The sequence below is a fragment of the Reticulibacter mediterranei genome (assembly GCF_016587455.1).
This window is the reverse complement of sequence record NZ_BNJK01000002.1, coordinates 48,905-74,866: the sequence shown is the minus strand read 5'-3', so window position 1 is coordinate 74,866 and position 25,962 is coordinate 48,905. Positions and strand designations below refer to the sequence as shown.

Genomic DNA, 25,962 nt, shown 5'->3' with positions numbered 1-25,962 from the left:
GATCTATGAGGTTGAACAGAGGAATGATCTGGTTCTGTCTCTTTATAATATGTGCGTTGGCTGGATGTGGTAGTTCCACCGAAAATGGAACTACCAACTCAAATACCGGAGCAAATAGCACTCCCACTGCAAAGCCGGACCGGGTGCAAATACAGGTCTTCGAGGTTGATCAAAAAACTGCCTCCAAAACCGTTACCGTCTCGCCAGCTGACCAGGTGCAGCAGTTCTATCAGACCGTCAACTCCATGCCTGCCTATCCCAAAGATGCTGTGTGTACGATGGAGATGGGACCACGCTATACCCTCATCTTTAGTCAGGGAGGAAAGGATGTAGAAACGGTCACAGCTGAGCGCTATGGCTGCAAGAAGATGATGATTGGCAGCGATATGCGCCAGGGAACCCAGCAGTTCTGGCAGGAACTGGATCAGATGATCGCGAAGGGAGCAATTTGATCCAGTTCCTGCGCCAGCATCTCCATTCAATAGAGCATGCCTGACGCCCTCACTAAGATATGTATGAAAAATCATCACCCACAAGGCCGCTGACGCTGTAGCTCTTGCACATTGACAGCGGTTTTTTCTATCTATACAATACACAGTGTATATTATGCATTTGGTGGGTCCAGATGGAAAGAGAGAACATGCTAGCCTGTCCCGTGTCCAGGCGATGCCTTCAATGAAGAAGTACTCACCCCAGACTTTACCCTATACATTTTGTATACGATGCATTTTCTATGCAACCGCCGATGCATTCCTCCTGTGAGACCCTGCTGAGCGTCACGATCAGTACTCTCTAAGCTTTCAAGCCAGTACACTATCTGGTGTTTTCATTTATGAAGGGGCAAGACATGGCTTTCGACATAGCTTTCAAGCTACGGAATCGACACTTTTTGAAGTTGGACGACTTCACACCAGAGGAGGTCCGCTTCCTGTTGCAACTCTCTGCTGAGTTAAAGGCGGCACGATACACAGGAACCGAGGTACAACGTCTGAAGGGGAAGCAGGTGGCGCTGATTTTTGAGAAAGATTCGACGCGTACCCGTTCTTCTTTCGAGGTGGCGGCCCGTCAGCAGGGGGCGGATGTGACCTATATTGGTCCGACCGGCTCGCATATCGGGTATAAAGAGAGTATGAAGGATACAGCGCGTTTCCTGGGGCGCTTGTATGATGGCATTGAGTATCGTGGCTTTGCACAGCAAAAAGTGGAACAACTGGCTCAATATGCCGGTGTGCCCGTCTGGAACGGCCTGACCGATGAGGCTCATCCGACGCAGGTATTGGCAGATCTGTTGACCATGCAGGAACACTCTCATCAATCGCTGGAGCAGGTCTCGTTCTGCTTCCTGGGTGATGTTGGCGGCAATATGGGCGATAGTTTGATGATCGGTGGTGCGAAGCTGGGCATGGATGTGCGGTTGGCTGGTCCGCGTGAGTGCTGGCCCGACCCTGAGCGCATCGAGGAGGTACAGATCGTTGCCAGAGAGACTGGCGCTCGCCTGACCATTACTGATGAGGTTGAAACGGCGGTCAAGGACTGTGATTTCCTGCATACCGATGTCTGGGTCTCGATGGGCAAATCGCCCGATCTGTGGGGAGAGCGCATTCAACAAATGCTGCCCTATCAGGTCAATAGTGAATTGATGGCGCTTACCGGCAATCCACAGGCAAAGTTTATGCATTGCCTGCCTGCCTTGCACAATACAGAGACAACGCTGGGCCTGCGTATCTACGAACAGTACGGCCTGGAAGCTCTTGAGGTAACGGACGAAGTGTTTGAGGCCAACGCCACTATCATCTTCGACCAGGCCGAAAATCGCCTCCACACCATCAAAGCAATCATGGTCGCCACGCTGGGCGATTAGCCCTCAACCTTCGTAGTTGCGTGATATTAGGTGCATCCGACAATTGAAGGGGGAATGGTGGAAGACAGAGGATGTTAGATTCCCGTAGCGACAAGGGGGGCAGAGGGGTCTTGGTGGGGGCCTTGCGCTTGTCGCACTCCCCAGGCCGTTTCATCGTTGGGGGAACAGCGACAAGCGCAAGGCCCCGCACCCCCTCCACATCACCCCCTGTCGCTACGAGTAGGGGAAGCCAGATACGCCTAGTATCGTACAAACACGAAGATTTTATCCTCCAAGTTCAGCAATCAGCTGGCGATAGACCTCAAAGGCTGGTTTGGGCGTGTAGTCGTCGCGCAGCAGGCCGAACTGATAGAAGAGGCTGGGGCTGGAACTATCGGCGTCGCGTAGATCAAAATGTTCGTAATGGGTGATGTTGAGCGCGGCTCGTTGCTCATGAACGGCTCGTACAACCGTCTCCAGCACTGCCGCTTGTCGTTCGTATGGGCGCTCCTGTCCCGTTGCCCAGCCGTTTTCGTTGATGTGCAGTGGTACAGTTGTGGCAATATTGCCTATAGACATGCTCTGTCTGAAATGGGTGAGCGCTCCTACCACCATATCATGCAACCTGTCAGGCTCGATAGGGCGGAAGACATCGGGAAAGAAATCCATTCCCACATAGTCCAGTGCTGCCTGGAAAGCTGCATCACTGGTAGTGGCAATCGTCGGCCAGAAATCGTCTTGTGGATCAAATGAGATGACTGCATTGAAGCCAATCTGAATGTCATAGCTATAGCGCCGGGCAGCATCTTTGGCGGTAATCACTCCCTGAATGAGTGCCTCGCGCACATGGGGAATGCAGCCATCGACCGCCGGAATCGTAGTCAGATTCGGCTCCTCGGTGATCTGAAGCTTGGCGAGATAGGGGCCGTAGCGCTCAACAATACTGTTGATAAAGCGCGGCCAGCCTTCAAGATCAGGCTTGCGAAAGCACAGCACGAGGTCGAGCCGTCGCCCATTGCGAACATACTGCTCAGCGGCGTTCGGCGTGACGCTTGCCTCCTGTTCTACCCCCATATACTGCATGTAGGTGCGCACGATAAATGAGCGCTGCTTGCCTTGAAGCTGGTCCAGCGCCTCCTGGATGCGAATCGGATCATCTGGCGGCCCTGCGACGACGCCTGTTTCGTTGCCTGCCGCCCCGCCTGGATAAATGCCAAAGATGAGCGGCAGTGCATCATGAGACACGTTTGCTAACCCTATAACCTCATTTGCCTTTTGATTTTGTTCGCTCATATATTTCTCCTATATTTCTCTAATCTTTAATAACGTCAACACAAGAAAGTATAAGTTATTGAGATTGCTCTCGCCTCACTTGCTCGGATAATTAATAGAGGGAAATGTAGATGAATAGGATCATCACAACACTCTTTTTGTTCCCCAAACAGGGCTTTCCAATTCTCCCATCTAGCAGGAGTGCAGAGGGCGGCAGCCCTTTGCCAGGGTGCGGGGTGTCCCCGCAAAAACCTTTTTTCTTCTCTTTTGCGCGCCGCCGCAGGCGGCGCGCGAAGGAGGGAAGGAAACTGGGGACACCCCAGACCCCGGCAGGGAGACCCCTGCCCCCCTTTGAGCGGAGAACTGAAAAGCCCTGGTTCCCCAAAGTATTCAGTTGAATGTATCTAATAATGCTGTTACAATTGGCTCTGATGTAGCTATTTATAGGAAAAGTTGAGTATTATGCAGCGTTTTGATCGCATCCTGGGGATTTTGCTCTTTTTGCGGAGTCAGCGATCCGTCACGGCCGCCAAACTGGCCCGGCATTTTGGGGTTTCGATACGTACTATTTATCGAGATATCGAGACCTTGAGCGCCTCCGGTGTTCCGGTCTATGCCGAGCGTGGACATGAGGGTGGTTTTCAGCTACTAGAGGGCTATTTTCTGCCGCCATTGATGTTCTCAAGGGATGAAGCCATCTCGTTGCTGCTGGCCCTCACGTTGATGCGGCGGTTGCATACCTATCCTTTCCCGACCGCTATTGCCCAGGCAGAGCGCAAGATCCTGGCGGCGTTGCCCGATGCGTTGCGCTCAGTCCTGAACGAGGCCGAGAAGATCATCGGTTTTGAAGAACTACCTCATGACATCTTTCATCCTGAGCCGCAGTCCATCCCTGAAGCGGCTTCAGATCAGCAGGGGCGCGACGCCGAGAACGGCATTATCAGCATATTCCTTCAGGCCATTCTCGAAGGCTGTATCGTGAGCATCCATTATCAATCCCCGTATCGCGAGAGGGGGCACATGTTTCCTGTCCAGCCGCAGGGACTCTTCTGGGATCGCAATCACTGGTATCTGGCGGGAACGCAACTGGAGGGCGGATTTATGCAGCGCATCTGGCGGGCCGACCGCGTCATCAAGATCATTCGGCAATCAATAGCGGCCTCTGAAAAGGCCGAGTTTGATGTGAGTGATCTGCTGGGGCGGCGCTGGTTGCGGCCCGCAATGGAGCGGTGGCGAGAGCGTGCGCCGGTGAAAATTCGACTCACAACCGCGCAGGCAGAGCGGCTCCAACAGGATTGGTATTATCGTCACGCTTGTTTTGAGCCGCTCACCGACAATGATATGCTGATGACCTTTGGCGAGTGCGACCCTGCTATTGTGCTGGAGTTGCTGCGCTGGCTGGGCGCAGGAGCAGAATTGCTAGAGCCGTATGCCTGGCGCGAGATGATCAAAACGGAGTTACAAACAATGTTGAAAGCATATGAGACCATCTCTGATTAAGGCTTGTCAGGCATCGTGTGCAGGCGTGGGAGTGGTGAGAAGAAGATAGGCAGCAGGGTAATGATAAAGCCAATGCTGCCAACCCAGAGGCCGGCTCGTAGCCCGATCACACTGCTCAGATAACCGGCCACCAACGCCCCTATTGTGCTGCCACTGTACGCTATCAGGCGCAGGCTGGCGCTGACCCGCCCCAGTAGATGTGGTGGTGTAATCGATTGGCGCAACGTCGTTGTCAGCACAAACCAGATACCCAGCGCGGTGCGAATAAGAAACAGGGCCGCACCGCATATCACCGGGGCTAGAGGACCGGTTGCCAGCGGGATCAGCAGCATCGGCACCGTTCCCAGCGTGAAAGTGCCACAGAGCAGCCAGCCCAGGCGGAAGTGCCGTGCCAGCGAGCTGGCAATGCCCGCTCCCAGCAGGCCACCTATCGCACCAACCGCATAGACCAGTCCAAGCAGGCCGGGGCTGAAGCCGAGGACGCGCGGCGCGTAGATGAGAAAGATAGTCTCAACCAGCAGGAAGCAAAAGTTCCATCCTGCCGCCTGCACAGCCAGCGTGCGCAGAGAGGGATTGCCAGAGGCGAAGCGCAACCCTTCTGCGATATCGTGCCAGAGATGCTTTTTGTCGTTGCGCTGTGGTTGTGCCTCTTTTTGTCGAATCAGCAGCAGCGACACAACGGAGACCACGTACGAGAGGCTATCTGCGAACAGGGCTATCGGAGCAGTAAAGACCTGGATCAGCAGGCCTGCCAGCCCTGGACCTCCCACTTCCGCAGCCGCAGAACTGGTGGCGACCTTGCCATTGGCCTCAATCAGACGTGCTTGCGATACCACAACGGGCAGAAACGATTGCCAGCAGACATCGAAGAGGACGGTAAAGATTCCCACACAGAAGGCGATGCCGTAGAGCGGTGGGAGCGCTAACTCGTGCCAGAACGCGAGGCAGGGGAGCAGGCCGATCAGAACGGCGCGTGCCGCATTTGCCACTATCATTAATGGGCGTTTCTGCACGCGATCCACCCAGACACCGAAGAGCAGCGGGAAGAGCGCGTATGGGAAGGTTTCGAGAAAGCGCAGCACTCCCAGTTGCTCTGCGTTGACGTTGAGAACCAGCACCGCCGTCAACGGTAGCGCCAGCAAGGACACCTGCGTTCCAAAGAGCGAGACCGTCTCGCCAAGCCAGAATTTCATAAAGTCGCCATGACGCCATAACGATCTGTTTATTGTTTGCCTGCTCAACTCATCTTCTATTTGGAGTGTTATGTTAGTGGAGGTTGATGGTTCAGACTGTTTGCTGGACATAGAGAAATGCTCCTTGTTGTCATGCAATATATACTCAAGCAAGGATACAGCGGCTTACCTGTCAGCCCTATGTCATATTTGATATTTATGAGTCATCCCGGATTTTTTTCCTGTGGTTCTCGTACACCTCAGCGCCTTCGGCCCTTCGTCCTGGTTGAGGAGGGGATGGTGGCTAGAGGCAGGCACAGCCTGCCTCTAGCCACCATCCCCTCCTCAACCAGCGAGCCGCTGCGCGGCGAGCAGTGCGGACAGAGGCGCCGCAAAAAAATCCGGGATGACTCATGATTTTGATCAGAGCGCGCATAACTGGCGTCAAATACGGTACAATAGTAGTATCATTCTTGTTTCTCTTCCTCGATAACTGGTGCATCCTGACGGCGGAGTCTAGCGGATGTGCTGATATGAAGTCTGCGTTTCGGTGAGTTATTGCTTGTTAAGGAAGGATCTCATGAGCGAAACAGCCTCTCCCCTGCCGGCCGACGAGGACAATGTGGTAATGACGGCCAGCGATCTCCCGACGCTCAAGCATGGCACACTCGATCTGCGCCATGCGATTGTTATTTCGGTGGCGGTGATGTCGCCAGCCGCTTCAATCTTCTTTAATTCCGTGCCCCAGGCCGGGCTGGTTGGTGCGGCCATTCCGCTCTGCTATTTGATTGGCTTCGTGCTGGCGCTGCTGGTCGCCAATCAGTACAGCGAGTTTTCGCGCGAACTTCCTTCCAGTGGCTCGGCATATACTTTTGTGACCGAGGGGATCGGTCCAGGCTGGGGACTGCTCACGGCCTGGATCGGCATTATGGCGGTGCTGGTTGGCGTCCCATATTCGTTTGTTTTGATGAGCGCTAATATCCAGACCTTGATGCAGCGCTGGTTTGGCCTGAATCTGCATTGGAGCTTCTGGTTCGTCGCTGCCATCGGCATTGTCTTTGCCATCAGCTATGCTGGAATTCGGCGCTCTATGAGCGTCGATCTTACGCTCTTGATATTTGAGACGATTATCTGTCTCATTCTGGCGCTGATTGTGCTGTTTCGTGTTGGCGAACAGGGAGGTCTCACCGCAGCACCATTTACGCTCGCTGCCGTTCCCGCGAATGGCGATCTGACCGCTGGCATTATCTTCTCTGTCCTGAGCTTCATTGGTTTTGAGACAGCTGCCACGCTGGGCGAGGAGACGCGCAATCCCCACCGCAATATTCCGCGCGCCGTCTATGGCTCGATGCTCGTTGTGGGCATCTTCTACGTGCTGATGGCCTACGTTGCGACGGTTGGCTATGGGATCGATCATATGGTGAATGGTTATGCACAGGATACCGCCCCGTTCGATACGATTGGTCGCCGCTTTGGTGGCGGTCCGCTCACAGCATTTATCGATATCGTCGGCATCCTCTCGTTTTTCAGCGCCGCTATTGCGATCATTAATGGCGGGGCACGCATCATTTTTGCAGTGGGACGCGATGGCTTGTTGCCGCGCTGGTTGGCCTGGACGCATCCAGTGCATCATACGCCGGTGGGCGCAATCCTCGCTCTTTCGCTGGTTGGCCTGGTTGCTGGCATCGGTCTTGGCATCTTTCTCTCTCCCATTGCTGCTTTTGCCTTTCTAGGAACGTTTGATGCTATGTTGATCCTGCTGCTGTACTTGCTGGTCAATATTGCCTGCATCCGTTTCTTCTGGCGCAAACGACGCTCGCAATTTCACTGGCTTCGTCATGGCCTCGTGCCTGCACTCAGCCTCTTGATGGTTGCGTTGATTCTCGTTGCGGCGCTGGCCTCGCCGGGAGATGCGCCGCTCAACTTCATTCCCTATGTCCTCGCCGTTTGGGTCGTGCTGGGACTCGTCGTGCTGCTTATAGTCAGAAAGAGGCTTGTGGTGCCTGTATAATTGGTGTATGCTCTCCACGTAGCGACAATCCCTTGCGGTTGTCGCTGTTTGCCCTTATTGGGTGTGTTGCCCGCGACAACCGCAAGGGATTGTCGCTACGTGGAGATCGTTGGATTATGGAAACGGATATCGTTATTATCGGTGGTGGTGTCGTTGGTTGTGCCATCGCGTATTATCTGAGCAAGGCCAGTGTGAGCGTGATGGTCGTGGAACGGGGAGAGATCGGCGCACAGGCTTCGGGGGCAGCTGCTGGCTTGCTGGCCCCGCTTGGTCCACTCTCTGGCCCTGGTCCTCTGGCCGATTTTCTGCTGGCTGGTTGCGCGTTGCTGCCCCGACTGGTGGAGACGTTAGCGGTGGAAACCGGCTTGCGCACGGGCTATCGACAGATCGGAGCGTTGCGCACAGTACTGCATCCGAAACGCGTTGCGCGCCTCAAGAAGCGTTGGGAGTCCTGGAAGCCGTTGGGTTTGCCGATGCACTGGCTGAGTGGAGACGAAGCACGCCAGCTTGAGCCGCAGCTTTCCCCGGATGTGTGCGCTGCCGTCTACGCGCCCACAGAGGGGCAGATTCAGGCGAGACCGTTTGTGCAATCGCTCGTCCAGGCGGCGCGGCAACGGGGAGCGATCTTCCGCACACATACAGAGGTCCTCGCAATCGAGCGGAGCGGCGCGCGGGTGACGGGAGTACGAACTGCTCAGGGTGAGGTGTTGCCGTGTCAATCGCTGGTCGTCGCGGCGGGAGCCTGGGCCGCGTATTGTGCCGCGTGGCTCTTCCCTGAACAATCCCATGCGCTACCCATACGTCCCCTGCGAGGCCAGTTGCTCTCCCTGCAACAACCTGTCCCGCCTCTCCAGCGTATCATCTTTGGTGAGGCCGCCTATCTGGTGCCGGGAGACGAGACTATCATTGTCGGAGCCACGCGCGAGGAGGCGGGTTTTGATCTGGCGGTGACAGAAGATGGCACGGCCTGGCTGCAAACGACGGCTCAACGGCTGATGCCAGTCCTGGCTCACAGCGAAATGGTCACGGCCTGGGCTGGCCTGCGCCCAAAGACGCCCGATAATCAGCCCTTGCTTGGCCCTCTCCCTGGTTGGGAGAACGTGGTCATGGCGGCGGGACACAACAGCATCGGTATCATGACGGGTGCGCTCACCGGCCAGACCATCGCCGAGTTTCTCATCACCGGCCAGATCGCGCCGATCATCCGCCCATTCTCCCCTGAACGGTTTCCATCTTGACAGAAAGGAACTGCTTATGACTATCGATGCTGCGTTCACGCGCTTTCCCGAACTGACGACGAAACGATTGCGGCTGCGGCAGGTTCGACCAGGCGATGCGGAGGCATTCTTCGCCATCTTTTCTGATGAGGAAACCATGAAGTACTATGGGCATGCCCCTCATAGTACCCTTGACAAAACCCGCGAGTGGATTGCACAGGTTGACACACGCTATACACAACGCGAGGCGATTCGCTGGGGCATTACGTTTGCCGATCAGAACGAGATTATCGGCTCCTGTAGCTTCCACCATTTCGCCGCTCATGGACAATGCGTGGAGACAGGCTACGACCTCAATCGTGCCTATTGGGGCCGGGGCGTGATGGCGGAGGCGATGTCTGCCGTGCTCACCTATGGCTTTACCATGCTCGAATTGCACCGCATCGAAGCGATTATTGACATTGAGAATCAGCGCTCCAAAGCGTTGCTCGAAAAGCTGGGTTTCACTTACGAGGGAAACTTGCGCCAGCGCTATTACTTTGAAGATCGTTTCGAGGACGAGTATTACTTTGGCTTGCTCAAGCATGAGTGGCATGGATAATTGGGTGCATCCAGCAATTGAATGGACAATGTTAAGGGAACAGAGCATATTGGGCCTCCCATTGTCGCTACGTGTGGGGAAATCCTCTCTCTCCCTGGCGCATTTGCCGGATGCACCAATTATTGCGAAACGACGACATGAAGAGAAAAATAATTTTTCTGGAGTACTATTGGTGATGGTATCCCTGCAATGTTGATGTATACTAGATAGAGCAACCCTTGCAAACCTCTCCAAATTTCCTCGTTTGGCGAGAGGCATTGGCTCTCCAACCTATTCCACCTGACTTCATAAACAGCCCACGTATCAGAAGCCATATTTTTACAGGATCTCCTTTTTGTAGTAAAAATGTATCAAAAAGTGCTTTTCGTAGTTAAGGTTTCTTAATGCGATAATAGTACTTTTCGTGTGGTAAATAGAGAATATAGCAGGATTATTCAATTTGCATGCTACTATTTCACACAGAACAGTTGCAACCGCGACATCCCGCGACAGTGGGTTGCTGAATTTGGGTCATCGACATCTGTCAATTGTGACCATATGAGCAGATGTCCTTGAGATAGTATGTCAGAGATGTATTTGTACGGACTTTGTACGAAGTACATTGAAAAGGTTTGAGGAGAACAACGATGCTCACAAAACCACGTGATCCCGCGAAAGTGCTTGTCAGCTCTTCGCGCAAAAAGAATCGCATGTCCCCGCTTATGTTGATCGGTATTGGTGTTACAGTGCTTGTCACAGTGCTTGGCGTTGGCGGATTTATCATTCAGCAACGCCTGGCATCGCATGCAGCGGCGGCTTTAAATATGAACTGTACTCTGATCGTGCCGCCGAACCCCTTGTCAGCTCAGGGACTCGCAACGCCATATCAACTGGTCGCCACCAATGCGGCTGATGGCCCCTGTAACGAAGCGAACATTGCTCAATCTGCCTTTGTCCAGGCTGATATTATCGATCCGGCCACAGGTCAGATCACCACTTATTCGCCAGTCGTCGTTGACAAGGGAACGCAGCCGGCTGTTGCGCCCACCGCTCCCACGCTGCCTGCAAATGCTGTTGTGGGTATCTGGTATGGCTTCAACTCCGCAACTCTGACCTTGCAAAATAATGCTCGTAACGGCGGGCGAGGCATGAACGGTCGCAGGCGTATCCAGATGACCATGCAGGGCGGCACAAACGGTAACTGCGTCAACGGTACTCCCGGCTCTCCCTTCGGACAGTTTGCCTATTGTAACGCCCCTGCCTTCTTCCAGGCTGCCAATCAAGCTATTCAGGCTGGCATGTTGCAGGTTCCGGCTCTGGGCATGGCCAATGATGGCAAGCCGTGTATGACGACCCGCGATTTCGGTATGGTTGATATGGACCAGAGCGATAACGTTCAGACAAAGTATCTTGCAAATGGTAATGGGCAGATCGCTCAGTTCTCAGCCGCGAACCAGGCGAAACTGGCGAATGCAACCGTCATCGCCAACCCCAGCGACAACGCGTTGCTGACTACATTCCTTGATCCGGCACTCGGTTGTACTCCCTGGACGGTGCCTGACCTGACCGACAACAATAATCCTGTCGCAACATATGCTACCGACGAATTGATGGCCGCCGCCGATCAGCAGGCTCCCATCGCGCTGGTTCCCGCTGGCGATCCAATGGTCCTGGTCAATAACAATCCCAGCCTTCAGAAAACCAATCTCTATCGCGCTGGCGCGAACCAGACGCCCGCCGCCAATCTCAACGATGCCAGTACTACCACGTATTGTCAGAATCTCGTCAATGTCGGTGTCCCACGTTTGCAGCTTGACATGACCAATTTCCAGAACCGCCCATCTCCTGATGGTGGCGCAACGGCCAACAATATGTTCACCTTCCTGGCAAACCGCTTGAATGGCGCTCTCGGAGCTGATGGCTTGAACTGCGTCGGCCTGTTGAAGATCCAGAACCCCGTCACGCTCACTACCGATGGCAACGGCATTGTGACCGCCGCAACCCTGACCACCGCTGCTAACAATGGGAACAACGGAAATAACGGAAACAATGGAAACATGGGCAACACCGGCAACAATGGCGGTGCTGCCACCACCCCAGCCGTAACTGGTACAATCGGCATCACGCTGGATCAGAACGCCGGGAACGCTAATGTCGCGACAAATCTTAACATTACCAACTTTGCTAACCAGCAGTTCTTCGTCAATATCACCGATACAGCGAATAACAATCAGGTGCTTCATCAGGCAGAAAATACCGATGCAAACGGCGCTAACGCAGCTGCCACCGTCATTAACAACTTGCAGGGAGTGACGATGCTGCCCGCAACCTGGACAGCCTCTGTGACCGATGCGCAGGGCAATGTGCTTGCCAGCGCACCCGTTACAGTCTCGAACGGCGGCGCGATGGGAACGGTGACGTTCACGGCTGCCAACAATGGCAACACTGGTGCCAATGGAAACACTGGGAATACTGGGAATACTGGGAATACTGGGAACAATGGCGGCAAGAAACATCGCCACCATAACAACTAATATTGACATGGTATTTGCAGGGTAGGCAAAAGTCCTATGCTTTGTTCTGAAAGTCCTATCCTGCAAATATTGTATATCTGGGTCGTGTCAATAAGTAGATCGGATTTCGATCACTACAGATTACTTCGATGATTACCGTGATGTAGAAAGGAAACATTACAATGTTCTCTAAAAAAGCTGCACCCGCTCAGGATATCTTTGCACAGGAATTGACCGACGAACAGTTACTCCAGGTCGCTGGCGGGACTTGTTCATCCTCATCCAAAAGCGATGACGACGATGATGATAAAAAGAAGATGAAGCACCATCATCACCATCATCACCATCATCATCACAAGAAGATGAATTGCACGACCACCACGAACAACACCAACGTTTACGATTGGAACAACTACAAAAACCCACCTTTGCACTGGTAATCAGGGAAGAAGGTTCGTGTAGAAGCTGTCTGTAAGGCCGCTCGCCGTCGCTACATACTATCATCATGATGAGCGTTGCGATGGGAGCGGCCCTTCCATACATAATGAATGTAATACTGTTTGGAGTATTGAGAGAGAGATAAAGTCATGGCTGCTCTGGACCGTTCGATTTTTCGTCAGCGTGCCGTAGAAAAGCATATCCAGAAGAGGGAGCGACACGTTATTTTGCGCCTCGTTTCTCCACCAATGTTTGTCTTTCTCTGGGTTTTGCTGGCGCTTTCCGTCGCTGGTGGAGCGCTCGTCTGGACCATTCAGGAGCCGGTGGTTGTGCAGGGGAAAGGCGTTGTCGTTGAGCAGAATGTAGCTAATACAAAAACTGCCCAGAAGATCATTGTTTTGCTCCTGCTTCCCACGAATCAGCAGGCGAACCTGAAAGTCGGGCAGCCCGTTCGCATTACTATCGGGTCCAATATTATTTTTAACAGCACTATCGATCAGGTTGAAAAAGATGTCATGAGTCCGACCGCGATCAGCAGCAAGTACACGGCCCAGGCCGCACCTCTGGCTCAGACGCTCTCCGGCCCGGCTGTTGTTGCCACCGCTGCTGTCGAGCCAATGTCACAGGCGCAAACATATTTAGGGAGTCAGTGTCAGGCGCAAATACAGATTGGATCGGAGAGTATCGTTACCATGTTACCCGGCATTGATAATTTGTCGCCCTTCTTCTCTACTATCTCGCAACAATGGCATCGCTTATTTAAATAACATGCGTTACCGGAATTATTTGATTCATGCTTATAAATGGTGCACCCACAAAATCCTCCTGGATGAAGATCAAATATGGCAGGGGCGATGGCTGGTCCTCGCCCGGCTCCCCAGGCGCAATGATGGGGCAACAACGGGCGAAGACCAGCCATCGCCCCTGCCATATTCGGGTGGTTTGCCGGATGCACCAATAAATAATTAGAGGTGAGTAGTCGCTATGGAACCTGTACAGCCCACCAGATCGTTAGGACAGACAAGCAAGAAGCGAGCAATAGTCACCCCGACAATATTGCTGCCACATCGCTCACCGGAAGATAAGAGAGAGACCACTGGCAATGTGCCGATCCCGATCCCTGAGTGGCCAACGTTGCCGCCGATCACTATGGATAACAACGATCCCTTTGCTCAAGTGGCGCAACCAGCGGCGAACAAGAGTCAGAGCGATGAGCTGTCCTCATCGCGGCTGGTGAGATCGTTGCCGATGCCGTCGCGGGGCATGTATACGAGCGGGGCAGAATTTCCGGGATACCCTCGTGGTGTTCCCTTTGCGCGACCAACCGGCCATTACAGATGGGAGCAGCAGAGCGAGCGCTATCCTGCGGAACTGTTGGAGATCATCCAGACCGAGACGCAGGAAATGAAGGCTATTGTGATACCTGCTGCCACCACTACTCAGACAAAACCTGGAATACAAACTCAGGCTCAGATTCAGGCTCCCAGGCGCAAGCTCCGCAGAAAGATGCGGCGCATCCCCGAGATGAGGCAGGTGACGGCAGTCGAATGCGGCGCGGTTTGTCTGGCGATGCTGCTGAACTATTATGGATATGCCACCAGTACATCAGAGGTGCAGGAGCGTTGCGGCGTTGGACGTGATGGCCTGACCGCGCTCGAGCTGGTGAAATCTGCCCGTTTATATGGCTTGCGCGTGCGTGCGGTCTCGCTTAATCTGGAAGACTTTCGCTATGTGACCCAGCCCGCCATCGTCCATTGGGAGTTCAACCATTTCTTGATCGTCGAACGCTGGTCACCCAAACAAATTGATGTCCTTGATCCCGCGCTTGGTCGCCGAACATTGACCCCCGAAGAGTTCGACGAAGGCTTTACCGGCGTTACGCTGATGATTGAGCCGGGTCCACAGTTTGAGCAAAAATCGGCCCGGACCTCGCTCTCTCCCTGGTCTTATATGCGCTCGCTGCTGCGAATGCGCGCCATTATTATGCAGATTATCGGCACCTCGCTCTTATTGCAACTCCTGGGTCTGGGCGCTCCCTTGCTCACACAAATAGTGGTTGATCGCATTCTACCTGGCAAGGAGTCTGATTTGCTCTTTCTGCTGGTTGGAGGTATGTTGATTCTGGTGGTGATGCAGGGGCTTACATCATTTCTGCGCTCATCTCTCCTGATCTATTTGCAGACGCGCATCGATACAGATATGATGCTCAACTTTTTCGAGCATCTCTTGAGCCTGCCCTATCGCTTCTTCCAGTTACGTCTGAACGGTGATCTTCTGGCTCGCATGAGTAGCAACCGGGCGATTCGCGATATCCTGACCAACCAGATGATCTCAACCCTGCTGGATGGCGGCACGGTGATTGTCTATCTTGCTATTCTGATCTCGCTCTCCCGCCTGATCGCTGAAGTGACGCTCGCCATTGGTGCCGTGCAAATTGCGCTGTTACTACTGACCTCGCCTGCTATTCGTCGGTTGACCCAGCGCGATCTGGAGGCGCAGGGCAAGGCGCAGGGGTACATGAACGAGATCCTCTCTGGCATTGTCACGCTCAAGGCGGCTGGAGCCGAGCGCCGGGCCTTCGCGCGCTGGGAGAATCTCTTCTTTGACGAAATGAATATCTCGTTGCGCCTGAGCTACCTCTCCTCGGTCATCGGCACACTGCTCAGTACTGTCAGCCTCCTTTCGCCGCTGCTGTTGCTCTGGATTGGTGCGATGCAGGTGATCGACGGCGCAATGAGTGTGGGCACGATGCTGGCGCTTGATACGCTGGCAGCGCAATTGCTGGGACCGCTCGCTTCGCTTGCGGGCAGCGTACAGGAGCTACAAATTGTGCGGGCGCACTTTGCTCGCATCTCCGATGTGATCCAGGCCGAACCTGAGCAATCGCCAACCGAGGCCACCACAACCCATAAATTGCGCGGCGCTGTTGAGGTACGCAATGTGAGCTTTCGCTATGACCAGACGGCCTCGATGATTCTGGATGGCATTAGCATCAGGATTCGTCCAGGCCAGAAGGTTGCGCTGGTTGGCCGCACCGGATCGGGCAAAAGCACGCTTGGCAAGCTGCTGGTTGGCCTGATTACGCCGGGCGAGGGATCGATTCTGTTCGATGGTATCCCGCTCGATCGGCTGAATTATCAGGAGGTGCGCAACCAGTTTGGTGTGGTGATGCAGGAATCGTTCATCTTTAGCGGTTCGGTGCGAGAAAATATTGCGCTGAACAATCCCGATATGGATCTTGAGCAGGTCATTCAAGCGGCGCGCATCGCAGCCATCGATGATGATATCCAGAAGATGCCAATGGGCTACGATACGCTGGTCTCAGAAGGTGGCAGCGTCTTCTCCGGTGGGCAACGTCAGCGGCTCTCCCTGGCTCGTGCGCTGGCTCATCGTCCCTCGTTGCTGCTGCTCGATGAGGCAACCAGCGCGCTCGATGTCGTCACGGAACATCTCGTCGAGCAAAATCTCAACCGCTGTCCATGCACTCAGATCATCATCGCGCACCGGCTCAGCACCATCCGCAACGCCGACGTAATTCTCGTGCTGGATCAGGGAAAAATCGTGGAGCAGGGCACGCACGAACAGCTCTTGCGTAAAAGAGGATTTTATACGCAATTGATTCAAACGCAACTGCAAAATGGCGAACTTGCGGCGCGATAACCAGGAGGATGATGTGAATGAGAGACCTTTAGCCATTCCTTACGCTTCTATCGCGTCATACCCTGTTCGTTCTGGGAATGTCATTAATGAGCTGTAGTAATGAACCCCCTCTTCAAGCGAGCGCTTTTGCTCATCTGGAGATGGGAGTTCATTCCTTCTCTCCCCCTCAACTCGCTGTGGTAAATTGTGGTATTTTCGCCATGATCGCCTGGAGTTGAGCATCATCAGAGATTCCCTGGAAGTCGTAGCGTGGGGTGTATGGTGCTTCTAGTTGTTGGATTTCCTGTTCCGTCAACTCGATGTCGAGTGATGCTATCGCATCGTCGACCTGTTCAATGGAGCTTGCGCCAACGAGCGGTGCCGTCACCACCGGTTTGCTGCGTAGCCATGCCAGCGCGATCTGGGCGCGTTTCCTCCCGCGATCACCAGCAATCTTTCCAACCGCCTCGATAATGGCCTTGTTGCTTGCCTCAGTGGAAGGGGTGTACAACATATCGGCAAACCACGCATCACTCGTTGAACGTGTGGTGGACTTTGCCTCACTCCAGGCACGTGCAAGTCTTCCGCGAGCCAATGGACTCCAGATGATCGTTCCGACACCCTCGTCAAGACAGAGCGGAATCATCTCTCGCTCCTCTTCGCGCGCCAGGAGATTATAGTGATCCTGCATGCTGACAAAACGAGTCCATCCGCGCTCACGTTGCATGTGAAGCGCTTTAGCAAATTCCCACGCTGGCATGGATGAGGCTCCAAGGTAGCGAACCTTGCCCGCTTTGACCAGATCATGGAGCGCCTCAAGCGTCTCTTCCAGAGGCGTCGTATGGTCGTTGCGATGAACTTGATAGAGATCAATATAATCAGTTCCCAATCGGCTCAGGCTATGCTCTACCTCAGTCATAATGGCTTTGCGACTCAACCCTTTCCCATTGGGACCTGACCGCATCGGATGTCGCAACTTCGTGGCAATCACCACTTCGTCACGATTCGCGTAATCTTTCAGCGCCCGCCCAAGTATTTCTTCGCTGCTGCCCTGGGAGTACATGTTTGCCGTATCAAAGAAATTAATCCCTGCATCGAGTGCATGCTTGATAAGCTTGCGGCTTTCCTCTTCGTCAAGCGACCAGGCGGGATGGCCGCGAGTCGGTTCACCGAAGGTCATCGCCCCGATGGCGATGGGTGACACTTCAAGGCCGGTCATCCCGAGTTTTCGGTATTGCATAAATGTCCTCGCTGTATTTTAATAGGATTCAGAAAGTGTTTCCTCTCTGGAAACCAGAATAAACGGAGAACTCTCCGTTCTGATATCTATATTAAACGGAGAACTCTCCGTTTGTCAAGGACTTTACATGGGGAAAAGAGAGTGAATCCCAAAGATCAGCGAGCAGATGCTCTGCACAATCGGGCGGCTATTTTAGCAGCAGCCCATGATTTATTGTTACATCATGAAACCGTCTCCATGAATGCCATTGCTAAGAAGGCAGGCGTTGGTCCTGGAACTCTGTATCGGCATTTCGCGACCCGAGAAGAACTGATTCTGGAATTGTATTGTCATGACGTGCAGCATCACGCTGATACTGTTGACCATCTCCTTGAGGAGATGGAGCCACTTGCGGCGCTGCGGGTGTGGATAGAGCAGCTTGCCATCTATACACGTATGAAGCACGGCCTCGGGGAAGCGTTAACCAAAGCCGCCGAAAAGAGTGTCGTTCAGCGCACATATCCGATAGTCATTCAGGCACTGTCTTCTCTCCTCAAAGCGGCTTCGGATGCAGAACAGATCCAGCCCAACATTCTCCCTGATGATGTCCTGTTATTAGTCTCGGCGTTGTGGCGCGTTCCTCAGGATCAAGCTGGCCTTAAGCAGGCTGAACGTTTGCTTGATATCATTCTTTGTGGATTGCGCTAAGTGTAGCATGAGAAAATTACACATTTTGTAATTTATCGTGTGCATCAACGGAGGAAACGAGCCGTTGATAGCTCAGGCGACCACGCGTGAGGACGATCAGCAGGAGCGCCACCATGCCGAAGCCGATCAGCGCGTGCAGTGTTGTGTTGAGCTGGGGATCGGCAAAAAGCACAGCCGGGCTGTAGGCATCGACGGCCCCATGAAGCAGCATGGCAATCAGCAGGCTTCCGCGTGTGTTGTTGAAGACCCAGGTGATGATGATGGCGATGGCTGTAGCGGTAGCCGTGAACTCAATAAGTGGCAGCAGGCCAGCGGCCGTCGTCCAGGACGTGAGGAACAGCGGGAAATGCCAGATCGACCACAGTACTCCAAGAATGATTGTACCCAGCAATGGCCCGAAACGCTCCTGTAGACGCGGCAGAGCAAAGCCACGCCATCCGGGTTCCTCGGCTAATCCGCTAATCAGCACGGCGGCAGGAAGGAGTATGAGGTAAGTTGATAATGATGCTTGCAGACCGTCAGCGCGAACTGTCCCCAGAACACCTGGCAGGACGACCGCACCAAGCGTTCTGATGAGGGGGGTACAGATGAGCGCGAAGATGTACCAGTACCAGGCCATGCGCCACTGTATCATACGCCGCCACAGGTGACGCACACCAGCTTTACCCTCGGTTGCCCCGACCATCAGAAAGCCCGACAGCAATGGCCCAAGATACGCCCCTGGCGCAACTGAGAAGTCTCCGAGCGGCAGGCGAAAGGGCAGGATGCCCAACCCGTCCAGAGAAAGAATGTAGGGCAACCAGCCAAGCCAGCTAAAGCCATAGGCCATTGCGAAGAAACAAACGAGCGGGTAGCGCTGTAGCAGTCCGCGAATCCCTCCTGAAGCGGGGATGGCAGGGCGATCAAACGACGTAATGCTCATATAGAGAACTCCTTTATATTGACAGGCAATTGGTATATTTGCTAAATTCTCTGGATGTAATCGAATATGGGAGGGGCGATGGCTTGTCTTCGCCCGGCTTCCCAGGCGGCGCGACGGGTTCACGGGCGAGAACAAGCTATCGCCCCTCCCATATTCGGGTGACGTTCCCAGGGTATTTGGTGAAGTCTTAATATCTATCCCTGTTGAGGACTGTTGTTATGTCAGTAGGGGTAGGAGAAGCTGGTTTATATCCCAGACGGCCACGCGTCACGATGGCAAGTATCAGCCCAACTGTATCAAAACCGATCAGCAGTGCCATATGCCCATGTTGTTGTACCCATTCAAACGAGAAGAGGCTGATTGCTGCCGTTGATCCAAAGGCATCAAGCATGGCATGGAGCAAAATCATGATCAGGAGGCTGCCCCGCGTATGGTTGAAGACCCAGGTCATCAGGATGGTGAGGCCAAGATTGCCAATAATATCCAGACCGATTCCGAGCCAACCGGCATCCCTCCCCCAATCGGTAAGGTACAGAGGGAGATGCCAGCATTGCCACAATATGCCGAGAATGATGCTGGCGAGCAGGGGACCATATCGCTCTTGCAGGCGCGGCAGGGCAAAACCACGCCAGCCCGGTTCCTCGGCCAGTCCGCTCGTGAGCATTTCTATAGGTAGAAGCAGCAGAAGAAACAGGATGACTTGAGGGAAGACAGGGTGGAAAGCCGCCAGCGCATCCGGTATTGCAAGGAAGCCGAGCATGCTGATGACCGGGATGCCCACGAGGGCAACCAGATACCACTGCCAGCCCTCACGCCACTGGATCAGGCGTCGTAATAGATGGCGTACACCGGCTTTACCCTCCGTTGCCCCAGCCATCAGAAAGCCCGTCAGAAGCGGCCCGAGATACGCTCCAGGAACGAGACCTACCTGACCAAGCTGCCAGGGCAACAGGCCCAATCCATCTTTCCCAAGCACATAAGGTAGCCAGGCAATCCAGGTGAACCCAAAGGCTATCACGAAGTAACTGAGCAGCGGATGGCGCTGAAGCAGCCCACGAATCCCTCCCGCAGCGGGAATGGTAGGACGATCAAATGATGAGATGCTCATAAGAAAACTCCTTTATGTTGATAGGTAGGGCAATGTTCAGTCAGAAGAGACATACATTCCCTTTGCTTGAGTTTTATAGCAATGAATTCCTGTAGACCGGTTGACATGAATTCGTTAATACCCGTATTTGTCGAGTACCGTTGTTATATCTGTAGGTACAGATGTCTGTTTATAGCCGAGGCGACCACGTGTGAAGACAATCATCAATATGGCAAACGTGCCAAAGCCGATCACCAGAGCCAGGTAACTGTTCTTCTCAAGCCATCACAAAGTAGCAGATCAGCGGGTAGCGCTGCAAAAACTGCCTTAGCTTCCCCGGCGACGAAGTAGGACGAGCGGACGACGGGATGTTCATAGAAAACTCCTTATGCTTGAAACGTAGGGGCGATGGACCTCTATGCAGGGCAACCACCACCAATGCGGGAAATTTGCGACTGGATATCCGTACAAGTTGCCAGGAGGCGATGAGTATGACAGGTAGCCCGGACACGACCATAAATCAAAGGCATGGATTATCGAATTTGAGACTGGGTATCCATACAAAGTGCCGGGCGATGGGTATAGCAGGTGACTCGGACGAGGCAGAGCCATTGTCTCAACTATACCCGGACGCGACCATAAATCGAAGATATGCATTGTTATATTCTCTTTTCTTCCATATCGTCTGCATTATCTATATATATTATTAATACGCTTTGCGCCGAAACGCGATAAGGGCGGCCAGCAAGGGGATCGCCGCCGTTACGAGGCAGACAAGATACTCCTTGAGCGGGAAACCGCCATTCAGATAGGCATTCAGGTTGCCCCAGTAGTGCCAGAGGCTCCAATTCCAGCCGTTGGGCAGGATGACAGGGAACAGTGCGAACGCCAGGGTTACAAGCAGAGAGAAGGTCATCGCGCGAAAACCATCGGACAGGACGACGGAGAAAAAGAGCGCGAGTCCCAGCGGAAACAGAGCCGCCAGCCAGAGCAATATCGTTGCGATCAGCAGATGCAGCACGTTCTGCGGCTGCCTCAGCGCGGTGCCAGCGATGGCAAGCCCTATACCTCCAATGACGCTCACAACCAGCAGCAGGGCAGCGCTCACCCCGTATTTGGTGAGCAGAATGCGTTCCCTGCTGACCGGTTTGCTGAGCAGAAAGAAAATGGTGCCCTTGCTGACCTCGTTGGCGATCAGTCCGCCTCCCAGCAGTGTAGCCAGGAGCGCCAGCAGGAACGGCCCGTTTGTTGCGAACCACTGAAGCCAGGCAAAGGCATTGAAAGTACTTGCCAGGTGTTCTGGTATCAGATTTTGGAGAGGAGGAGGAACGTCGTTCCGAAGGGGGATTGTGTCTCCATCAATCTGATAGAAAGCACTATTTACACTGGCGACGAGAAAGGCGAGCAGGGCGAAGATGCTCACTTTCCAGCGTGCCTCCAGCACCTCTTTCGTTTTCATCAGACCTCTCCTCTGAGAAATTCAAGCAGCACATCTTCGAGGCTGACGGTAGTCACCTCTAGATTGCGCAACTCGTAAGGTCGCGCCTGAAGCGTTTCGACAAGCGCATCGACATTTCCTTCGGCGCGCAGGCGCACGGCGCGCCCCTCCTGCTCGATCCGGCGAACTCCTGGCAGGCGACCGAGCCGCTCTATCTCCTCAGCCAGAGGCTCTTCTATATAAGTGAAGCGCACCTGCTTTTGCCAGTCGCGCACATGGTCCAGTTCGTCGTGAATGACAAGCCTGCCTGCGTGCAAGACGGCGACGTGATCGGCAATGGCCTCAACCTCCGAGATAATATGCGAAGAGAAGAAGACCGTCTTACCCGCCATCGCTACCTGTTTGATAAGCATTTTGAGAAAGACCTGGCGCGCAACCGGGTCGAGGACCGTTGTTGGCTCGTCCAGGATCAGCAGGTCGGGATCGTGGCCCAGCGCGAGGCAGAGAGCCAGTTGCGACTTCATGCCTTTGGAAAAGTGCTTGACATGCCTGTTCAACGGCAGCTCAAACAGTTTGAGAGAGCGATCCACCGCCTCTTGATCCCACCGCTGGTGCAGATCGCGGGAAAGCGCGCACAATTGCGGGATGGTTAAGAAGTCGTAGAAGCTGTTTGTCTCGCTAACATAGCCAACGTGCATACGCATCTCGCTTTGCTGGTTCACCACGTCATAGCCCAGCACGCGTGCGCGCCCACTGGTAGGTCGTTGGAACCCGAGCAGTGTTTTGATGGCGGCCGTCTTGCCAGAGCCGTTGACTCCCAGGAAGCCGAAGATCGAACCGGTAGGAACCTCCAGGCTCAGTCCTTTGAGGATCTGGTGCCTCCCGTAACTGACGGTTAGATTCTCTATTTCAATGGCCGCCTGGCCTGTGGGCGACTGAGGCCGGGCGTCTCCGTTGCGCGTCCTTGACGCATAATCGTTCATTTCTTGTCTCCTGGTCGTTGCAATTCAGGAAAGAACTGCTGGACGGCATATTCAAAATGGCTCTGTAACGTTTCGGCGCTCATTCCTAGCTTGCTGGCATCGTGAACTATTGCCTGCAAACGTTCGATCAGCGCCTCCTGTTGCCGCGTCCGTATAGTCTCCTCGACCTCGCCGAGAACAATGGTCCCTTTCCCTGCTCGGCTCTCGATGAGGCCCATGCGCTGAAGTTCGTTGTATGCCTTCGCAATGGTATTGGGTGCAATTGACAGCTCGCTCGCCAGTTCGCGCACCGAGGGCAAGCCATCCCCAGGGGAGAGCGTGCCAACCTCCAGCGCATGTTGAATCTGTTCGATCAACTGCACATAGATAGGGACGCCGCTGCGTATATTAATATGCAACCAGATCGCCACGTTCCTGTCCTTATCTATTAATGTATCATAACATTGATACATTGAGGAAATGATATAGCAAAAAAACGAAGTTGTCAAGAGGGGAAGCAGAACTTCCTCCAATTATTACTTGCCACGATAGAGCGGCGCGATCTTATCCAGGTATCGTTGGTAATACCTTCCGGGTGAAATGTCTGTGCCACACCCCGATGAGCCAGCAGCAGCGGCTTGCCACTGTGTGCTTGAAGGAAAAGTGGGCCATTATTGAGGTACACATAGATTACTAGTAGCAGCACAAGACCTGAGATAATCAGCAATGTGCGCTTTTTTTTGTTGACCGCATGCATTTTTTTCATAGCTCTATTTTCTATACCTCTATTCATTGGTTCTGCCAGAATACTATACATGCGATGTTGGGTCAATGATAGAGTTGTAGTGGGGCGATATATCGCTCCACTACGAAAGAGATTACCAGATCCGTTCGTAAAAATTTATCATTGGTGCATCTGGCAATTGAAGAGGAATGGCTCTGGGCACAAAGGATTTTTGGTCCACCCAGGCGACCAGGGGGGCATGGGGAGAGGACGCGAGAACCTTGCGCTTGTCGCCCTCGCCCCATAGACAAATCTTATCCAGAATGTGTGCTCTTGAAAAAGATCTGTCTACCTGTGGCCTCTAGACGAACCTGCCCAGAGGCGTAGAGATTATTGCGAGCGTCATTCACTGCTTTAGCGTAGGCCTCGTTTCCCAACTGGTTGGGATGAAAAGAGCCAGTGGTGTTGGTAAGTGTGACTTCGTTGATCCACTCCGCGCTCTGGTCGCTGGTGCAGGCCTCGTGCCCCTGGAATGTGCTGGCTCCATCTACGAAGGATACACCGTCAAACTGGGTAGCACCTTGCATCACAGAGTGAAACTGGTCTCCCAGTGTACGGATCATGGCCATCTCACTGGTGCTCAACTTAGATTTCGTAGTTGAGTCGTGACAGTTTGCTTGATCAGGAGCGGCGACCAGCAAAGGGTAGCCAATAACGAAAATGTCGGCATCTGGAGCCGCTGTATGGATCTCTTCATAGACCTGAATCAGGCGGGTTTCTAAGGCCGCAATTTTTTGTTTCAGCATACTCTGATCGGGAGTGCAGTCTCCAGTAATGCACTTTGTGATCTCATTAAATTATTACCTTAAACATATATAGATAAACTTCTCTCTTCAAGAAGAAAAGAGGGAAAATCTCTTTTGAAAAGGTCATCTACCTTATCCCATCGAGGGATCGTTAGAATCTATATAATCTCAAGAAGTGTTACTTTCGCCGGTACAGTAAACGTTCTGCACTCGTATTGGTCGAGTCGGACGTGACTACCATCAACGACTCCTTCGCCAAATCCAGGATTAGTCGTGTCTATATCGAAAGTTACTCTATTATTGCCAGAGCATATCCGATAAATATTCTCAATAGTTATGTTGCTGATTATACCCGAATCGGTAAAGCATCTCACTCCATCACTGTTGGTAAATATTCGCAAGAAGGCTGATTGCGTGTCACAAGACACCTCGTGGATGTTGTTCGCCGACTTTGCAGCAGCGTGTGTGTGGACCGCGACGGTGCCAAAGATGGCTCCCAGAGCCAGCAGCAGGGTGCAAACAAGAACCAGATATTTTGTAGACTTTTTCACGAAGTCTTTCTCCTTGTACATTATACGTTTTACAACTGATATATGCGAGAAGAACAGTTCGTTCACTATTCTCCTGCGGCTTTCCAATATAAACGAGAAAAAGGGTAAATACATGAGTAATATTACTCATTTTGTCGCTGATTAAGATGAAGAGAAGAGAGGTGCTGCGGTAATGAGTGGCTTATGCGGTGAGCAAACGGTGGTAAAGGTCCGCCGTTTCACTATTCTCCAAAGGTGCGTATACAATGAAAACGGCGGATATGGCAGATCATCTACCATATCCGCCGTTTTCAGCGGGAAGGACCGTGAGACTAGAAATTGAATTGATCGATGTTGTCTTTACTAAAGATGGTGGGCGGACCTAAGAGGATCGCGCCGTTGGCTCCAATCGTCTTTTTGCCGAGCGTGCCAGCGTCGAAGCTATCCCCCTCTTTGCCGGTAATCTTGCCCTGTACCAGCGCTGCCGCCGCATAGTAAGCCAGATAGCCGAGCTTGCCAGGATCCCAGAGGGCGAATTGCTGGACCGTACCATCTTTGACATATTTGCGCATCTGATTGGGCGTTCCCAGACCGGTCAGCGCGACCTTACCCCCCTTGTTCACTGATTCGATAGCACGAGCAGCAGCCGCGATACCAACCGTCGTTGGCGAGATGATACCTTTGAGGTTGGGATAGGCTTGCAGCAGGGACAATGTATCATTGAAGCTTGTCTGGTCGTCGTCGTTGCCGTACACGGTCTTGACCAGGCTCATCCCTTTGTACTGCGGCTTGGAAAGCTCGTCCTGCATGTACTTGATCCAGGTGTTCTGGTTGGTGGCGGTGCTGGCGGCAGACAGAATCGCGATCTGGCCCGTATAGTTGATCTGCTTGCCGAGGATCTGCACTTCTGTCCGCCCGATGTCTTCGGCGTTGGCCTGATTGACGAAAACCTGACGCGCATCAGGGGCAACGTCCGAGTCGTAGCTCACCACTTTGACGCCCTGCGACATCGCCTGCTTGAGCGCGGGAGCCAGCGCATTTGGATCGTTGGCAGAAACGACAATCGCGCTCACATGTTGCTGTGTCAGGTTGGTAATCCACGTCACCTGTTCGGAGGCGCTGGCACTGGAGGGGCCAACCTGCTTGAACGTGCCCTTCAGTTCGCCAGCCGCGCTCTTGCCACCGCTGGCCGCACTATCGAAATACGGATTGTTAATCGCTTTGGGCAGAAACGTAATGTTGAGCGGTTGCCCTCCGCCCGTGCCGCCGGAGTTGTTGCCTCCACTTGAAGAGCCGCCAGTGCTGCCACCGCCACAACTGGCAAGAATAAATACGAGCAGCATAATAAATCCAGGTGCCAGTGCGTGAAACAGTTTTTTCATCT

The 25,962-nt window shown here is 53.5% G+C and carries 24 protein-coding genes; 12 read left to right on the top strand and 12 right to left on the bottom strand.

Features of this window, described 5'->3' with window-relative positions; genetic code table 11:
• The first annotated feature begins 5 nt into the window (after positions 1-5).
• Both K3T83_RS38480 and argF read left to right on the top strand, forming a co-directional pair.
• Positions 6-452 carry a hypothetical protein gene (locus tag K3T83_RS38480; RefSeq protein WP_220208439.1) on the top strand — a complete coding sequence of 149 codons (447 nt, stop codon included), beginning with the start codon at positions 6-8 and terminating at the stop codon, positions 450-452.
• A gap of 407 nt (positions 453-859) precedes the next feature.
• On the top strand, positions 860-1,861 hold the full coding sequence (gene argF / locus K3T83_RS38475; RefSeq protein WP_220211052.1) for an ornithine carbamoyltransferase: 1,002 nt from the start codon (positions 860-862) through the stop codon (positions 1,859-1,861).
• A gap of 264 nt (positions 1,862-2,125) precedes the next feature.
• On the opposite strand, the gene K3T83_RS38470 is transcribed toward argF, so the two are convergent.
• Entirely contained in the window at positions 2,126-3,133 is a 1,008-nt protein-coding gene (locus K3T83_RS38470; RefSeq protein ID WP_220208438.1) for a hypothetical protein, read from the bottom strand.
• A gap of 441 nt (positions 3,134-3,574) precedes the next feature.
• On the opposite strand from K3T83_RS38470, the gene K3T83_RS38465 reads away from it, so the two are divergent.
• Complete coding sequence (locus K3T83_RS38465; RefSeq protein WP_220208437.1) at positions 3,575-4,612, top strand: helix-turn-helix transcriptional regulator; 1,038 nt, start codon at positions 3,575-3,577, stop codon at positions 4,610-4,612.
• On the opposite strand, the gene K3T83_RS38460 is transcribed toward K3T83_RS38465, so the two are convergent.
• Complete coding sequence (locus K3T83_RS38460; RefSeq protein ID WP_220208436.1) at positions 4,609-5,916, bottom strand: MFS transporter; 1,308 nt, start codon at positions 5,914-5,916, stop codon at positions 4,609-4,611. The genes K3T83_RS38465 and K3T83_RS38460 overlap by 4 nt on opposite strands.
• Positions 5,917-6,364: 448 nt before the next feature.
• Here K3T83_RS38460 and K3T83_RS38455 point away from each other — a divergent pair, with 448 nt between their 5' ends.
• The 8 genes from K3T83_RS38455 to K3T83_RS38420 all read left to right on the top strand — a co-directional run bounded on the left by K3T83_RS38455 (position 6,365) and on the right by K3T83_RS38420 (position 16,203).
• Positions 6,365-7,795, top strand: coding sequence for an APC family permease (locus K3T83_RS38455; protein ID WP_220208435.1), 1,431 nt, complete (start codon positions 6,365-6,367; stop codon positions 7,793-7,795).
• A 116-nt stretch (positions 7,796-7,911) separates the two neighbouring features.
• Positions 7,912-9,033 carry a glycine oxidase ThiO gene (thiO, locus tag K3T83_RS38450; RefSeq protein ID WP_220208434.1) on the top strand — a complete coding sequence of 374 codons (1,122 nt, stop codon included), beginning with the start codon at positions 7,912-7,914 and terminating at the stop codon, positions 9,031-9,033.
• Positions 9,034-9,049: 16 nt separating this feature from the next.
• Complete coding sequence (locus tag K3T83_RS38445) at positions 9,050-9,613, top strand: GNAT family N-acetyltransferase (protein WP_220208433.1); 564 nt, start codon at positions 9,050-9,052, stop codon at positions 9,611-9,613.
• Between the two features lie 626 nt (positions 9,614-10,239).
• Positions 10,240-12,126 carry a hypothetical protein gene (locus K3T83_RS38440; RefSeq protein ID WP_220208432.1) on the top strand — a complete coding sequence of 629 codons (1,887 nt, stop codon included), beginning with the start codon at positions 10,240-10,242 and terminating at the stop codon, positions 12,124-12,126.
• 161 nt (positions 12,127-12,287) lie between these two features.
• A complete protein-coding gene (locus K3T83_RS38435) occupies positions 12,288-12,545 on the top strand; it encodes a hypothetical protein (RefSeq protein WP_220208431.1) in 258 nt (85 codons plus the stop codon).
• 147 nt (positions 12,546-12,692) lie between these two features.
• Positions 12,693-13,310 carry a hypothetical protein gene (locus K3T83_RS38430; RefSeq protein WP_220208430.1) on the top strand — a complete coding sequence of 206 codons (618 nt, stop codon included), beginning with the start codon at positions 12,693-12,695 and terminating at the stop codon, positions 13,308-13,310.
• 26 nt (positions 13,311-13,336) lie between these two features.
• On the top strand, positions 13,337-13,504 hold the full coding sequence (locus K3T83_RS38425) for a hypothetical protein (protein ID WP_220208429.1): 168 nt from the start codon (positions 13,337-13,339) through the stop codon (positions 13,502-13,504).
• Positions 13,505-13,527: 23 nt separating this feature from the next.
• Positions 13,528-16,203, top strand: coding sequence for a peptidase domain-containing ABC transporter (locus K3T83_RS38420; protein ID WP_220208428.1), 2,676 nt, complete (start codon positions 13,528-13,530; stop codon positions 16,201-16,203).
• Between the two features lie 166 nt (positions 16,204-16,369).
• Here K3T83_RS38420 and K3T83_RS38415 read toward each other — a convergent pair whose 3' ends face one another.
• Positions 16,370-17,422, bottom strand: coding sequence for an aldo/keto reductase (locus tag K3T83_RS38415; protein ID WP_220208427.1), 1,053 nt, complete (start codon positions 17,420-17,422; stop codon positions 16,370-16,372).
• A gap of 141 nt (positions 17,423-17,563) precedes the next feature.
• Here K3T83_RS38415 and K3T83_RS38410 point away from each other — a divergent pair, with 141 nt between their 5' ends.
• A complete protein-coding gene (locus tag K3T83_RS38410; protein ID WP_220208426.1) occupies positions 17,564-18,109 on the top strand; it encodes a TetR/AcrR family transcriptional regulator in 546 nt (181 codons plus the stop codon).
• Positions 18,110-18,125: 16 nt separating this feature from the next.
• Here the strand turns inward: K3T83_RS38410 and K3T83_RS38405 are convergent, their stop codons facing one another.
• The 9 genes from K3T83_RS38405 to rhaS all read right to left on the bottom strand — a co-directional run bounded on the left by K3T83_RS38405 (position 18,126) and on the right by rhaS (position 25,960).
• Complete coding sequence (locus K3T83_RS38405) at positions 18,126-19,031, bottom strand: CPBP family intramembrane glutamic endopeptidase (RefSeq protein WP_220208425.1); 906 nt, start codon at positions 19,029-19,031, stop codon at positions 18,126-18,128.
• Between the two features lie 187 nt (positions 19,032-19,218).
• Positions 19,219-20,139, bottom strand: a complete 921-nt coding sequence (locus K3T83_RS38400) for a CPBP family intramembrane glutamic endopeptidase (RefSeq protein WP_220208424.1) — start codon at positions 20,137-20,139, stop codon at positions 19,219-19,221.
• A gap of 685 nt (positions 20,140-20,824) precedes the next feature.
• Positions 20,825-21,577 carry an ABC transporter permease gene (locus K3T83_RS38395; protein ID WP_220208423.1) on the bottom strand — a complete coding sequence of 251 codons (753 nt, stop codon included), beginning with the start codon at positions 21,575-21,577 and terminating at the stop codon, positions 20,825-20,827.
• Positions 21,577-22,539, bottom strand: coding sequence for an ABC transporter ATP-binding protein (locus K3T83_RS38390; RefSeq protein ID WP_220208422.1), 963 nt, complete (start codon positions 22,537-22,539; stop codon positions 21,577-21,579). The genes K3T83_RS38395 and K3T83_RS38390 overlap by 1 nt, the downstream gene beginning before the upstream one ends.
• On the bottom strand, positions 22,536-22,949 hold the full coding sequence (locus K3T83_RS38385; RefSeq protein ID WP_220208421.1) for a GntR family transcriptional regulator: 414 nt from the start codon (positions 22,947-22,949) through the stop codon (positions 22,536-22,538). The genes K3T83_RS38390 and K3T83_RS38385 overlap by 4 nt, the downstream gene beginning before the upstream one ends.
• Positions 22,950-23,023: 74 nt before the next feature.
• Positions 23,024-23,284, bottom strand: coding sequence for a hypothetical protein (locus K3T83_RS38380; protein ID WP_220208420.1), 261 nt, complete (start codon positions 23,282-23,284; stop codon positions 23,024-23,026).
• 272 nt (positions 23,285-23,556) lie between these two features.
• Positions 23,557-24,048 (bottom strand): SGNH/GDSL hydrolase family protein, encoded by a 492-nt coding sequence (locus K3T83_RS38375; protein ID WP_220208419.1) that lies wholly within the window; start codon positions 24,046-24,048, stop codon positions 23,557-23,559.
• A 158-nt stretch (positions 24,049-24,206) separates the two neighbouring features.
• Positions 24,207-24,599 (bottom strand): beta/gamma crystallin domain-containing protein, encoded by a 393-nt coding sequence (locus tag K3T83_RS38370; protein WP_220208418.1) that lies wholly within the window; start codon positions 24,597-24,599, stop codon positions 24,207-24,209.
• Between the two features lie 311 nt (positions 24,600-24,910).
• Positions 24,911-25,960, bottom strand: coding sequence for a rhamnose ABC transporter substrate-binding protein (gene rhaS, locus K3T83_RS38365; RefSeq protein WP_220208417.1), 1,050 nt, complete (start codon positions 25,958-25,960; stop codon positions 24,911-24,913).
• Between the last annotated feature and the right edge of the window lie 2 nt (positions 25,961-25,962).